At 70.2% G+C, this 12,749-nt stretch carries 10 protein-coding genes and 5 tRNA genes; 13 read left to right on the top strand and 2 right to left on the bottom strand.

Annotated elements, in window-relative coordinates; genetic code table 11:
- Positions 1-7 precede the first annotated feature (7 nt).
- Positions 8-3,697, bottom strand: a complete 3,690-nt coding sequence (locus tag ACZ5WG_RS03625; RefSeq protein WP_468720302.1) for a nitrate- and nitrite sensing domain-containing protein — start codon at positions 3,695-3,697, stop codon at positions 8-10.
- Between the two features lie 564 nt (positions 3,698-4,261).
- On the opposite strand from ACZ5WG_RS03625, the gene ACZ5WG_RS03630 reads away from it, so the two are divergent.
- The 9 genes from ACZ5WG_RS03630 (at position 4,262) to ACZ5WG_RS03670 (ending at position 8,254) form a co-directional block, all read left to right on the top strand.
- Entirely contained in the window at positions 4,262-4,444 is a 183-nt protein-coding gene (locus tag ACZ5WG_RS03630; RefSeq protein WP_383515507.1) for a hypothetical protein, read from the top strand.
- A 98-nt stretch (positions 4,445-4,542) separates the two neighbouring features.
- Positions 4,543-5,331 carry a fumarylacetoacetate hydrolase family protein gene (locus ACZ5WG_RS03635; protein ID WP_468720303.1) on the top strand — a complete coding sequence of 263 codons (789 nt, stop codon included), beginning with the start codon at positions 4,543-4,545 and terminating at the stop codon, positions 5,329-5,331.
- Positions 5,324-6,799, top strand: a complete 1,476-nt coding sequence (gene gltX, locus ACZ5WG_RS03640) for a glutamate--tRNA ligase (protein ID WP_468720304.1) — start codon at positions 5,324-5,326, stop codon at positions 6,797-6,799. The genes ACZ5WG_RS03635 and gltX overlap by 8 nt, the downstream gene beginning before the upstream one ends.
- Before the next feature lie 150 nt (positions 6,800-6,949).
- Positions 6,950-7,678 (top strand): HAD family hydrolase, encoded by a 729-nt coding sequence (locus ACZ5WG_RS03645; RefSeq protein WP_468720305.1) that lies wholly within the window; start codon positions 6,950-6,952, stop codon positions 7,676-7,678.
- A gap of 86 nt (positions 7,679-7,764) precedes the next feature.
- A tRNA-Gln gene (locus tag ACZ5WG_RS03650) sits at positions 7,765-7,836 on the top strand.
- Positions 7,837-7,863: 27 nt separating this feature from the next.
- Positions 7,864-7,936: transfer RNA gene (locus tag ACZ5WG_RS03655), tRNA-Glu, on the top strand.
- 64 nt (positions 7,937-8,000) lie between these two features.
- Positions 8,001-8,073 (top strand) — tRNA-Glu (locus ACZ5WG_RS03660).
- A gap of 21 nt (positions 8,074-8,094) precedes the next feature.
- Positions 8,095-8,166: transfer RNA gene (locus tag ACZ5WG_RS03665), tRNA-Gln, on the top strand.
- A gap of 15 nt (positions 8,167-8,181) precedes the next feature.
- Positions 8,182-8,254, top strand: a tRNA-Glu gene (locus ACZ5WG_RS03670).
- A gap of 179 nt (positions 8,255-8,433) precedes the next feature.
- On the opposite strand, the gene ndgR is transcribed toward ACZ5WG_RS03670, so the two are convergent.
- Positions 8,434-9,150: an IclR family transcriptional regulator NdgR gene (ndgR, locus tag ACZ5WG_RS03675; protein WP_030304142.1), complete on the bottom strand. Its 717-nt coding sequence runs from the start codon at positions 9,148-9,150 to the stop codon at positions 8,434-8,436.
- A gap of 184 nt (positions 9,151-9,334) precedes the next feature.
- Here ndgR and leuC point away from each other — a divergent pair, with 184 nt between their 5' ends.
- The 4 genes from leuC (at position 9,335) to ACZ5WG_RS03695 (ending at position 12,542) form a co-directional block, all read left to right on the top strand.
- Positions 9,335-10,759 carry a 3-isopropylmalate dehydratase large subunit gene (leuC, locus tag ACZ5WG_RS03680; RefSeq protein ID WP_468720307.1) on the top strand — a complete coding sequence of 475 codons (1,425 nt, stop codon included), beginning with the start codon at positions 9,335-9,337 and terminating at the stop codon, positions 10,757-10,759.
- Between the two features lie 5 nt (positions 10,760-10,764).
- A complete protein-coding gene (gene leuD, locus ACZ5WG_RS03685; RefSeq protein ID WP_383515346.1) occupies positions 10,765-11,358 on the top strand; it encodes a 3-isopropylmalate dehydratase small subunit in 594 nt (197 codons plus the stop codon).
- Positions 11,359-11,495: 137 nt separating this feature from the next.
- The gene (locus ACZ5WG_RS03690; RefSeq protein ID WP_008739877.1) at positions 11,496-11,723 is read left to right on the top strand and encodes an SCO5555 family protein; all 228 of its coding nucleotides are present in this window, start codon (positions 11,496-11,498) and stop codon (positions 11,721-11,723) included.
- Positions 11,724-11,867: 144 nt separating this feature from the next.
- The gene (locus tag ACZ5WG_RS03695) at positions 11,868-12,542 is read left to right on the top strand and encodes an HU family DNA-binding protein (RefSeq protein ID WP_468720308.1); all 675 of its coding nucleotides are present in this window, start codon (positions 11,868-11,870) and stop codon (positions 12,540-12,542) included.
- Positions 12,543-12,749: the final 207 nt, after the last annotated feature.

A 12,749-nucleotide genomic window follows, 5' to 3' on the forward strand; every position in this document is an offset into this window, starting at 1 on the left:
AACTCAACTAACGCTCCTGCTGGTAAGTGGGGTCGATGTGGTAACTGCCGGTCGCCGGGCCGTTGTTGCCGGCCTGACGGCCCTGCTGGATACCCCGTCGGAGGTTGGTCAGACGGCCGCGGACGTCGTCCGGCGCTCGCGAGACCTGCGGGCCGGACTGTGCGTCGGCCTGCTGCTGCGCGGTGCCGGCCACGAGGTTCGCCCGTGGTACTCGGCGGGGCAGCCCCGAGGTGGTGATGCCGCCGGCGGCGGGCTGGCGCACGCGCTCGGCCTGCCGCATCAGCTCGTCGTTCGGCGAGGACCGCCAGCTGACGGTCGGCGAGCTGCCGTTCGCCGCCTGGGCGGGCTCGGCCGCCTGCTCCTGGCCGCGCTGCGGCAGCGGCTGCTGCAGGCGCTGCTGGGGAGCCGGAGCCGGGGCGGACTGCTGCTGGGGTACGGCCGGCGCCTGACCGGAGGACTGCTGGCCCTCCTGGTGGAACCAGTTCGACTCCAGCGTGTCGAAGATCGGGCTGCGCTCGTTGCCGGTGCCCGGAGCCGGCGGCAGCGCCTCCGGCTGGGGAGCCTGCGGCAACTGCGGGGCCTGGGGCTGCTGGGCGTATCCGCCGACACCGGGGCCGCCGGGCCGCGGGGCCTGGTAGTCCGGGCGGGCGAACTGGCCCGTGGTGGACGGATCCGCCGGACCGCGCAGCTCCGGGCGCTCGAACTGCCCGGTGGAGGACATGTCCTGGCCGGCCGGGGGCAGCGGGGCCCGCAGGTCGGGACGCTCGAACTGCCCGGTGGTGCTGTTGCCGGCCGGCGGGCGCGGGGCGTTGAAGTCCGGACGGGGGAACTCGGCCGTCGCGCCGGGGCCCGAGAGCTCGTCGTGGCCGCGCGGGACCTCCTGGCCGCCGCTGCGCGCCGGGTCGGCGCCCCAGCTGGTGGTCTGCGGGATCCCGGCAGGACCCGTACCCGGAAGCTCCGGACGGGGGGCGCCACCGCGCGGCGGCAGCTGCGGACGGTTGCCGCGCGGAGCCGGGGCGGCGGGCGCCTGGGCCGAGGGGACCGGGCCCGTGGGGGCGGGCTGCTGCGGAGTCTGCGGCCGCTCGAAGCCGTTGCCCTGCGGGAATCCGCCCTGGCCGGAGGCCGTGGGCGCGGCCATCGGACGGGACGGGGGACCGCCGGCCGGACCGCGGCCCGGCAGCGGGGAACCGCCGCCGAAGGCACCCTGGCCCTGGCCGGTCGGAGCGCCCGGCATGCCGGGCATACCCGGACCGCCCTGCTGACGCCCGGGACCGCCCTGCTGACGTGCACCGGGACCGCCCTGCGGACCGGCGGCGCCGTCGCGTCCCGGCAGCGCGGCACGCTGGCCGCCGCCGGAGACCTGGCCGCGCTGCGGGCCGGAGCCCACGGGCTGGCGTGCGCCGCCGCCCGGGACGGAACCCTGCGCGGAGGCACCCGGCATGCCCTGCTGACCGCCGGAGCCCGGACCACCGGGACCGCCCTGGCCGCCCTGGCCCGGCATCGGACCCGGCTTCTTGCCGCCCTGGGCGACGTCCACCGGCAGCATGACGAGGGCCGTCGTACCGCCCGAGTCGGACGGGCGCAGCTGGATGCGGATGCCGTGTCGCAGGGACAGGCGGCCGACCACGAACAGGCCCATGCGGCGGGAGACGGAGACGTCCACGGTCGGCGGCGACGCGAGCCGCTCGTTGATCGCGGCGAGGTCCTCGGGGGAGAGGCCGATACCGGTGTCGTGGATCTCCACGAGCACGCGGCCGTCGGGCAGCGCGTGACCGGTGACCTTGACCTTGGTCTGCGGGGAGGAGAACGACGTGGCGTTCTCCAGCAGCTCGGCGAGCAGGTGCACGAGGTCGTTGACGACGCGGCCGGCGACATCGGTGCCGGGCACCGACGCCAGCTCGATGCGCTCGTACTGCTCCACCTCGGACGCGGCGGCGCGGAGCACGTCGACGAGCGGGACGGGGCGGGTCCACCGGCGGCCCGGCTCCTCGCCCGCGAGGACGAGGAGGTTTTCGCCGTTACGGCGCATACGGGTCGCGAGGTGGTCGAGCCGGAAGAGCGAGGACAGCTGGTCCGGGTCGGCCTCGCGCGACTCCAGCTCGGAGATGAGCGAGAGCTGGCGCTGGATGAGGCCCTGCGAACGGCGCGAGAGGTTGGTGAACATCGCGTTGACGTTGCCCCGGAGGAGGGCCTGCTCGGCGGCGAGGCGGACGGCCTCGCGGTGCACGTCGTCGAAGGCCGCGGCCACCTGGCCGATCTCGTCGCGGGTGTGCAGGCCGACGGACTCCACGGACGTGTCCACGTCCTGCGGGTCGGACTCGGACAGCTGCTTGACGAGCTCGGGCAGCCGGTCCTGGGCGACCCGGGTCGCGGTGTCCTGCAGGCGGCGCAGCGAGCGGATCATCGACCGCGCCATGACGAAGGCACCGACGAGCGAGACACCGAGGACGAGGAGGATCAGGGCACCGTTGATGATGGCGTCCTGCTGCGAGGAGTTCTTGAGCTCGCGGGCCTTCTGCTCCATGTCCTCGAGCAGGGTGAGCTCGATCTGCTTCATCGCCTGGATCTTGGTGTCGTCCGCGTCGTACCAGTCCATCCAGGAGCGGTACTGCGTCTCCTTGGCGAACTGGCCCTGGGTCGACAGGATGCGGCGGGTGTAGTGGTCCGCCTTGCCGATCTCCGCGTTGCCGTCGCCGAGCACCGCGAGGAGTTCCTCGGGCTTGCCCTGGTAGACGAGTTCGAAGGTCTTCTTCGCCTGGCTCTCGCCGCGGAGCGCGGCGAGGGCGTACAGGCGGTCGTTCTCGGTGAGGGTGCCTGCGGGCTGGCCGCTGTCGGGCAGCGAGGCGGCGATGACCGCGCGCTGGATCGAGGCGTACTCCTTGGCGGAGGAGAAGGCCGCCAGGGCACGCGTACGCTTGATCATCTCCGGGCTGGAGGTGGCCTGGGCCATGTCCTGGGAGAGCGAGAGCAGCGAGACGATCAGTGCGTTGTACTCGGTGACCGTCTGCTGGGCGCTGTTGCGGTACGCGTTCTTGCGGATTTCCTCGATGCCGGTGAGCTGGCGGCCGATCTGCAGGATGTTGTTGCGGATCGACTTGAGGGTCTCGTCCTTGTCCTCCGCGCTGTCGACCTTGTCGGTCGCGGCGGCGAAGGCCTTGGCGGCGGCGTCGGTCTGGTCGCGGACACCCGTGACGAGGGTGTTGGGCTTGCCCGACTTGTCGACCGAAAGCGGACCCGCCGACCTGTCCCGCTCCTCCTGGAGCATGGCGGCCAGGTTGGTGGCCTGCCGGGTCATCGTCGTCAGCAGCTGCATGTGCTCCAGCTGGTCGATGTCGTTGAGCGAGTCGTTGATGCGGAAGCCACCGAGCGTGGTGGCGGCGACGACCGGCAGGGTCAGCAGCGACACGAGTCGCGTGCTGATGCGCCAGTTCTGCATGGCGAATCGCGAACCGGGCCCGCTGGGGGACTTCGGTATCGCCACGTCCTTGTCGGCCGGCTCTTCGCTCTTCGCCTTGCCCCGGGGCTTGAGGCGCGCCTTCCCCTTCACCGCGTTCACGGTGGCGGAGGAGTCGGTGCCTGCGCCTTCGACAGCCGGCCCGCGGTTCTGGGCGTGCTGGGGCGAGGAGCCACGGTCGGTCCCGCCGCGCGGCTCCTGCTCCGCCGCAGCGCTGCCATCCCTCTTGAATCGTCCCTGCACTAGCGTCGCAACCTCTGGACCAGGCGTCCCGCCGGGCGACCGGTGGGACGGTGTCGAGTCGTGGGGCATTTCGGCCCCATGGTGGTCGTCGGTGACCGGCGCGTCTCCCTCTCCTTGCCGCCGCGCGCGGCGCTGTGTCGCGCCACCTGCGCGCCGGCTGTTCCCGCGGCGGTCCCGCGAATTCCAGCACAGTGGCGGATCTCCAACAAGGTGCGCGTGTCGGCCCGGGTAGTCGGTGACTTCCCGTGATGGCCGCACTACGCGATGTGGTCCGCCTTTCGGGAGGAAACGGACTTACGTCATCCAAACGCGGCGGCTGGCAAGGTGTCCCAGTCGAGATGATCAGGAGCGGAATGGCTGATTCAGTGGCGCAATGTCCGGTTCGTCACCCAAAATTGACCATCCGTTATGCCCGCATTGTCTGGTCACGGGTGAGCAAACTCACACAGCCGTGGCCATTACTTCCCGGTTGAGCCGGGGAATCGGATGTTTAGCCTTGCCCTTTACAGGGTTGACGGATCCGACAACCCCCACCCCACAACCGAGCCGAGGGCCCGAGACACCGTGAAGACGACGATGATGTTCCGCAACATAGCCAACCCCCGCCGCACCACCCTCGCGCACCTCAAGGACGCCGAGGAGCTGCAGGCGGCCGAGGCTCCGGAGCACGCCGTCGAGCTCCCCACCCAGACCGCGAACCCGCGCCGCACGATCCTGATGGACGCGCCGGTCGCCGCCGCGCAGTAAGCCACTCGGCAAAAGGAACGCGAAGCGCCGCTGCCCGCCGCGTTAGCCTGGGGACGCAGACTCCAGCCAGCGGAAATACAGAGGGGCAGACGCAACACGTGCGCATCGCCAGGTTCTCCATCGACGGCAATGTCGCGTTCGGCGCGGTCGAGGGCAGCACTGCCCCCGGCGCCGAGGGTGAGCTCGTCCTCGACATCATCAAGGGCATTCCGTTCGCGGACTTCGAGCTCTCCGGCACGAAGGTCCCGCTGAACAAGGTCCGGCTGCTGCCGCCCGTGCTCCCGAACAAGGTCGTGGCCATCGGCCGCAACTACGCGGAGCACGCGGCAGAGCTCGGAAACCAGGTCCCGGACGTCCCGATCACCTTCTTCAAGCCCTCCACCTCGGTGGTCGGCCCGGGCGACCCCATCACGTACCCCTCCTTCTCCCAGGACCTCCACCACGAGGCGGAGCTCGCCGTGGTCATCGGCCGCATGTGCCGAGAGGTCCCGAAGGAGCGCGTCAAGGACGTGATCCTCGGCTACACCTGCGCCAACGACGTCACCGCGCGCGATGTCCAGCAGCGCGAGAAGCAGTGGGCCCGGGCCAAGGGCTTCGACAGCTCCTGCCCCCTCGGCCCGTGGATCGAGACCGAGCTCGACCCGAGCGACCTGACCATCCAGTGCACCGTGAACGGCGAACAGCGCCAGCTCGGCCGCACCAGCGACATGGTCCGCTCCATCGAGGACCTGATCGTGCACATCACCGAGGCCATGACGCTGCTCCCCGGCGACGTCATCCTCACGGGGACCCCGGCCGGAGTCGGCCCCCTCAACGTCGGCGACGAGGTCGCCGTCACCATCGAAGGCATCGGCACTCTCACCAACAAGGTGATCAAGCGTGGCTAACGCACCCGTCCGCGTCCGTTTCTGTCCCTCCCCGACCGGCAACCCCCACGTCGGCCTGGTCCGGACGGCTCTCTTCAACTGGGCGTTCGCCCGCCACCACGGCGGTACGTTCGTCTTCCGCATCGAGGACACCGACGCGGCGCGCGACTCCGAGGAGTCGTACGTCCAGCTGCTCGACTCGCTGCGCTGGCTCGGCTTCACCTGGGACGAGGGTCCCGAGGTGGGCGGCCCGCACGCCCCGTACCGCCAGTCCCAGCGCATGGACATCTACGCGGACGTCGCGAAGAAGCTCAAGGACGGCGGCTACGCGTACGACTGCTACTGCACCACCGAGGAGCTGGACGCGCGCCGCGCCGCCGCCCGCGCCGCCGGCAAGCCCTCCGGCTACGACGGCCACTGCCGCGAGCTGACCCAGGTGCAGCTGGAGGCCTACCAGGGCGAGCACCGCTCCTCGATCGTCCGCTTCCGGATGCCCGACGAGCCCATCACCTTCACCGACCTGGTCCGCGGCGAGCTGACCTTCACCCCGGAGAACGTGCCGGACTTCGGCATCCTGCGGGCCAACGGTGCGCCGCTGTACACGCTCGTCAACCCGGTCGACGACGCGCTGATGGAGATCACGCACGTCCTGCGCGGCGAGGACCTGCTGTCCTCCACCCCGCGCCAGATCGCCCTCTACAAGGCGCTGATCGAGCTGGGGGTCGCCAAGGCGGTCCCCGAGTTCGGCCACCTGCCGTACGTCATGGGCGAGGGCAACAAGAAGCTCTCCAAGCGCGACCCGGAGTCCTCGCTCAACCTGTACCGCGAGCGCGGCTTCCTGCCCGAGGGCCTGCTGAACTACCTCTCGCTCCTCGGCTGGTCCTTCTCCAAGGACCAGGACATCTTCTCGATCGAGGAGATGGTGGCGAAGTTCGACATCCCGGACGTCAACGCCAACCCGGCGCGCTTCGACCTCAAGAAGGCCGAGGCCATCAACGCCGACCACATCCGGCTGCTGGACCCGAAGGCCTTCGCGGACGCCTGCGCCCCGTGGCTGCAGGCCCCGCACGCCAACTGGGAGGCGGAGGACTTCGACGCCGAGGCCTGGGCGGCGATCGCGCCGTACGCCCAGACCCGCGTGACCGTCCTGTCGGACATCACCGCCAACGTCGACTTCCTGTTCCGCAAGGAGCCGGTCGAGGACCAGGCGTCCTGGGACAAGGCGATGAAGGGCGAGCCCGCGGCCCTCCTGACCACCGCCCGCGCCAACCTGGACGTGGCCGACTGGAGCGACCCCGAGTCCCTCAAGCAGGCCGTCCTGACCGCCGGCGAGGCCCACGGGCTCAAGCTCGGCAAGGCCCAGGCCCCGGTCCGCGTGGCCGTCACCGGCCGCACGGTCGGCCTGCCGCTCTTCGAGTCCCTGCAGATCCTCGGCAAGGACCGCTCGCTGTCCCGCATCGACGCGGCCCTGGCCAAGCTCGCCGCGTAAGCAGGCCCGTATGTCCCTCAGGGGGCGGCGGCCGGGGGAGAACCCCGGCCGCCGCCCCCTGAGGCGTTTCCCGGGCGTCAACCGCGGTTCGGGCGACAGACATCGGCAAACCCCGGGGACGGAGCCCGGCGATGTCGTAGCGTCGGGGGTATGCCGATCCGCGCCGTGCTGTGGGACATCGACGACACCCTGTTCGACTACACCGGGGCGGACCGGGCCGGACTCGCGCGCCGGCTCGCCGAGGAGGGCATCGCGGAGCGGTACGGGTCCCCCGCGCAGGCGCTCGCCCTGTGGCGGGAGATCACCACCCGCCACTGGGACCGCTTCGCCGCCGGGGAGGTGAGCTTCCAGGAGCAGCGCCGGGACCGGGTGCGGGACTTCCTCGGGGAACCCGGGATGAGCGCCGCCGAGGCCGACGGCTGGTTCGACCGGTACGTCGAGCACTACAAGGCCGCCTGGATGCTGTTCCCCGACGTCGTGCCCGTACTGGACGCCCTCGCGGCCGACTACCGGCACGGGGTGCTCTCCAACTCCTCCACCGTCAACCAGGACCCGAAGCTGCGCCACCTCGGGCTGCGCGAGCGCTTCGAGGTGCTGGTGTGCGCCGTGGAACTGGGCGTCAGCAAGCCCGAGGCGGAGGCCTTCCTGGCGGCCTGCGAGGCGCTCGGGCTGCCGCCGGGCGACGTGGCGTACGTGGGGGACCAGCCGGAGATCGATGCGCGCGGCGCCCGCGACGCCGGACTGACCGCGGTCTGGCTCGACCGCGACGGCGGGCGCGGGCCGGGCCCCGACGGCGTGCACCGGATCGCCGGGCTCGCCCGGCTCCCGGAGCTGCTGGCCTCGGATACCCGTTTTGGAGCACGGTCAGGCATCCGGTAATGTTCTTTCTGCGCCGCCGGAGCGGGCCGAAAGGCCGGACGGAGGCGCCACTCGAAAGAAAATCCCCCCAAGGGGTTGACTTTCGGTGGGGTATAGTGTAATTGGCAACACGAGGGTTTCTGGTTCCCTTATTCTAGGTTCGAGTCCTGGTACCCCAGCGCAGTGCAGTAGTAACGCAGTGCTTTGCCCCCGTTGTGTAGCGGCCTAGCACGCCGCCCTCTCAAGGCGGTAGCGCCGGTTCGAATCCGGTCGGGGGTACAGATCCTTCCCGCAAGATCTCCACTTGGGTAGCTCCCGGACGTCTTGATGCAGGATCGCTAGGGCCCCCGTTGTGTAGCGGCCTAGCACGCCGCCCTCTCAAGGCGGTAGCGCCGGTTCGAATCCGGTCGGGGGTACTGGTCTGGTATAGACCACATTGGGCTATGGTGTAATTGGCAACACGAAGGTTTCTGGTTCCTTTGTTCTAGGTTCGAGTCCTGGTAGCCCAGCGCAGTACAGAGCAAGCCCCCGTTGTGTAGCGGCCTAGCACGCCGCCCTCTCAAGGCGGTAGCGCCGGTTCGAATCCGGTCGGGGGTACGCACAGAAGAGGCCCTCCGCGTTCGTCGCGGAGGGCCTCTTCGTTGTTCCCGGACGCATTCCGCCTCCGCGCGGGCCCCGTACAAGTGCGGGCCCGGAGGCGCGTGTTCGGACGTGTGCGGCGTCGTACGCGCCCCCGGGCCCGGGGGATGGGGGAGGGGCCTGCGGCCGGGAAGGTGTCAGCCGGAGCGGCGCAGGGCCTCCGTCAGGCGGGCGGCCGCGTCGATGACGGCCTGGGCGTGCATCCGGCCGGGGTGGCGGGTGAGGCGCTCGATCGGCCCGGAGACCGACACGGCGGCCACCACGCGGTTCGACGGCCCGCGCACCGGCGCCGAGACCGACGCCACGCCGGGCTCCCGCTCGCCGATCGACTGCGCCCAGCCGCGGCGCCGTACGCCCGACAGGGCCGTCGCCGTGAAGCGCGCGCCCTGGAGCCCGCGGTGGAGTCGCTCGGGCTCCTCCCAGGCCATCAGGATCTGCGCGGCCGAACCGGCCTTCATCGGGAGCGTGGAGCCCACCGGGACGGTGTCCCGAAGGCCCGACAGCCGCTCCGCGGCCGCCACGCAGATGCGCATGTCGCCCTGACGCCGGTAGAGCTGCGCGCTCTCGCCCGTCACGTCACGGAGGTGGGTGAGTACCGGTCCCGCCGTGGCCAGCAGGCGGTCCTCGCCGGCCGCGGCGGCGAGCTCCGCCAGCCGCGGACCGAGGATGAACCGGCCCTGCATGTCCCTCGCCACCATCCGGTGGTGTTCCAGTGCCACGGCCAGGCGATGTGCCGTGGGTCGTGCGAGCCCTGTCGCCGCGACCAGCCCGGCGAGGGTGGCCGGACCGGACTCCAGTGCGCTCAATACCAGAGCTGCCTTGTCGAGAACGCCGACGCCGCTAGAGTTGTCCATGAAACGATATTCGCGTCTCACACTGTGAAACGCAAGTTCAATTTTTCCAAGAACCAGCGAGTCTGTATGTGCGGGTCCACGAACCACTGGGTCCGAGCCGTCGCCTGGGGCGTGGGGTACAGGCGATCAGGCGCACGAGATCTCTATAAAGCGCCGGCACAACCGGCCGGCCGGAGGGAAAGCGATGGGTAGGACACTCGCGGAGAAGGTCTGGGACGACCATGTCGTCCGGCGCGCCGAGGGCGAGCCCGACCTCCTCTTCATCGATCTGCACCTGCTGCACGAGGTGACCAGCCCCCAGGCCTTCGAGGGCCTGCGCCAGGCCGGCCGCAAGGTCCGACGCCTCGACCTCACCATCGCGACCGAGGACCACAACACCCCCACCCTCGACATCGACAAGCCGATCGCGGACCCGGTCTCCCGGGCCCAGCTGGAGACGCTGCGCAGGAACTGCGCGGAGTTCGGCGTACGCCTGCACTCCCTGGGCGACGTCGAGCAGGGCGTCGTACACGTCGTGGGACCCCAGCTGGGCCTGACCCAGCCGGGCACCACCGTGGTCTGCGGTGACTCCCACACCTCCACGCACGGCGCCTTCGGCGCGCTGGCCTTCGGCATCGGCACCAGCCAGGTCGAGCACGTACTGGCCACCCAGACGCTGCCGCTGGCCCGCCCGAAGACGATGGCCATCACCGTCACCGGCGAGCTGGCCGAGGGCGTCACCGCCAAGGACCTGATCCTGGCGATCATCGCCAAGATCGGCACCGGCGGCGGCCAGGGCTACATCCTGGAATACCGCGGCGAGGCCATCGAGAAGCTCTCGATGGAAGCGCGCATGACCATCTGCAACATGTCGATCGAGGCCGGCGCCCGCGCGGGCATGATCGCCCCCGACCGGACCACCTTCGACTACCTCGAGGGCCGCGACCACGCCCCCGAGGGCGCGGACTGGGACGCGGCGGTCGCGTACTGGAAGACCCTGCGCACCGACGACGACGCGGTCTTCGACGCCGAGGTCGTCATCGACGGCACCACGCTGTCCCCGTTCGTCACCTGGGGCACCAACCCGGGCCAGGGCGCGCCGCTGTCGGCGAACGTCCCCGACCCGGCTTCGTACGAGGACGCTTCGGAGCGCCACGCCGCCGAAAAGGCCCTGGAGTACATGGGGTTGACCGCCGGACAGCCGCTGCGCGACATCAAGGTCGACACCGTCTTCGTAGGTTCGTGCACCAACGGCCGCATCGAGGACCTGCGCGCCGTCGCCGGCATCATCGGGGGCCGCAAAGTCGCCGACGGCGTACGGATGCTGGTCGTCCCGGGCTCCGTCCGGGTCGCCCTGCAGGCCGTGGAGGAGGGCCTGGACAAGGTCTTCAAGGACGCCGGCGCCGAATGGCGGCACGCGGGCTGCTCGATGTGTCTGGGCATGAACCCCGACCAACTGGCCCCCGGTGAGCGCTCCGCGTCCACCTCCAACCGCAACTTCGAGGGCCGGCAGGGCAAGGGCGGGCGGACCCACCTGGTCTCCCCGCAGGTGGCCGCCGCCACCGCGGTGCTGGGCCATCTGGCCTCGCCCGCCGACCTGTCCGACGCCAACGCGACCGCCGGAGTCTGAGAACCATGGAAGCCTTCACCACCCACACCGGCCGGGCCGTCCCGCTGCGCCGCAGCAACGTCGACACCGACCAGATCATCCCGGCCCACTGGCTGAAGAAGATCACCCGCGACGGGTTCGAGGACGGGCTCTTCGAGGCCTGGCGCAAGGACCCCGAGTTCGTCACGAACCGCCCGGAGCGCCAGGGCGCGACCGTCCTGGTCGCCGGCCCCGACTTCGGCACCGGTTCCTCGCGCGAGCACGCCGTCTGGGCCCTGCAGAACTTCGGGTTCAAGACGGTCATCTCCTCCCGCTTCGCCGACATCTTCCGCGGCAACTCGCTGAAGAACGGTCTGCTGACGGTGGTCCTGCCGCAGGAGACCGTCGACCGGCTGTGGGAGCTGACCGAGGCCGACCCGACCGCCGAGGTCACGGTCGACCTGGTCGCGCGCCAGGTCCGCGCGGCGGGAATCGAGGCGGAGTTCGAACTCGACGACAACGCCCGCTGGCGTCTGCTGGAGGGCCTGGACGACATCTCGCTCACCCTTCAGAACGAAGCCGACATCGCCACCTACGAAAGCGCCCGGCCGAGCTTCAAGCCGCGCACGATTCAGGCATGATTCCTGCCTGATCAGCGCTTATTCACCCTCGGGTGATCACATCGACAACACTGTGCCCCCCGCCTTCCGGCGGGGGGCACAGCCGTGTGTTGAGGCCCCGTGAGGCGACAACTCGCCCCAGATGGCACAATCTGTGCATGGAACGCGACAGTCAACTTGAGCTCTACGAACTCGTCGCGGACCGGCTGAAAGAAGCACACACAAGGGTGCGCACACTGCAAGTCCCGGAGGGCGTAAGGATGGCGCTGTCCCGGAAGCTGTTGGTCGTCACGGCCGCGGCGAAGCACGATCTCGCCGATGCGGCAAGGCGCCTGGACAGGTTGATGAAGGACCTCGACGAGGGTCGATTCCCTGAAGGCGACTGATGCGAAGGAACTCCGTAACGACCTACACCGTTGCGGCACTAGGGTGATTAGCCCGTTTCGTGTTTGATTTGCGGTATATATCCGCCTAACGTGCGAAATAAGCTTGAACACATTCGTTCTGGCGAAGTCTCCGAAGGGGAAGACGTGAACAAGGCGCAGCTCGTAGAAGCGATTGCCGACAAGCTGGGCGGCCGCCAGCAGGCCGCGGACGCTGTCGACGCGGTACTGGACGCGATGGTCCGCGCCGTGGTCGCGGGCGACCGGGTCTCGGTCACGGGCTTCGGCTCGTTCGAGAAGGTCGACCGCCCGGCCCGCTACGCCCGCAACCCGCAGACGGGTGAGCGCGTCCGGGTCAAGAAGACCTCGGTTCCCCGCTTCCGCGCGGGCCAGGGCTTCAAGGACCTGGTCGCGGGCACCAAGAAGCTGCCCAAGGGCGGCGAGGTGTCGGTGAAGAAGGCTCCCAAGGGCAGCCTCTCCGGCGGAGCTTCCGCGACGGTCAAGAAGGCCGCGGCCAAGAAGGCCACCACCGCCAAGAAGGCGGCGGCGAAGACCACGGTCGCCAAGAAGACCACCGCGAAGAAGGTCGCCACCGCCAAGAAGGTGGTCGCCAAGACCGCCGCGGCGAAGAAGACCACGGCGACGGCGAAGAAGACCACCGCCACGGCCAAGAAGGCCGCGACGACGGCGAAGAAGACCACCGCCACCGCCAAGAAGACGGCTCCGGCGGCCAAGAAGGCCACCGCGAAGACCACGGCGCCCGCCAAGAAGACGACGGCGCGCAAGACCACCGCGAAGAAGACCACGGCCCGCAAGAAGTAAGGCCACGAGTCACACACGCCGGGCCGGCTTCCCCTCTCTGGGGAAGCCGGCCCGCGGTGCTGTCCGTGCAGGTCAGAAGGCCGGCGCGGCCGAGCCTCAGAAGGTCTGCAGAGTGATCAGGGTGATCCGCAGCGCCGGCCCCTCGCCGTCCGTCTCGATCCGGACCCGCTGCCCGGGGCGCAGCAGCCGCAGGCCGCCCGCGTCGAA

This window comes from Streptomyces sp. NPDC032745, from assembly GCF_055579465.1.

What these genes read in the sequence shown, in the direction of transcription:
- ACZ5WG_RS03645 (WP_468720305.1), top strand. Translation starts at nt 6,950, where the DNA reads ATGCCGATCCGCGCCGTGCTGTGGGACATCGACGACACCCTGTTCGAC.
- ndgR (WP_030304142.1), bottom strand. Translation starts at nt 9,150, where the DNA reads ATGGACAACTCTAGCGGCGTCGGCGTTCTCGACAAGGCAGCTCTGGTA.
- leuC (WP_468720307.1), top strand. Translation starts at nt 9,335, where the DNA reads ATGGGTAGGACACTCGCGGAGAAGGTCTGGGACGACCATGTCGTCCGG.
- leuD (WP_383515346.1), top strand. Translation starts at nt 10,765, where the DNA reads ATGGAAGCCTTCACCACCCACACCGGCCGGGCCGTCCCGCTGCGCCGC.
- ACZ5WG_RS03690 (WP_008739877.1), top strand. Translation starts at nt 11,496, where the DNA reads ATGGAACGCGACAGTCAACTTGAGCTCTACGAACTCGTCGCGGACCGG.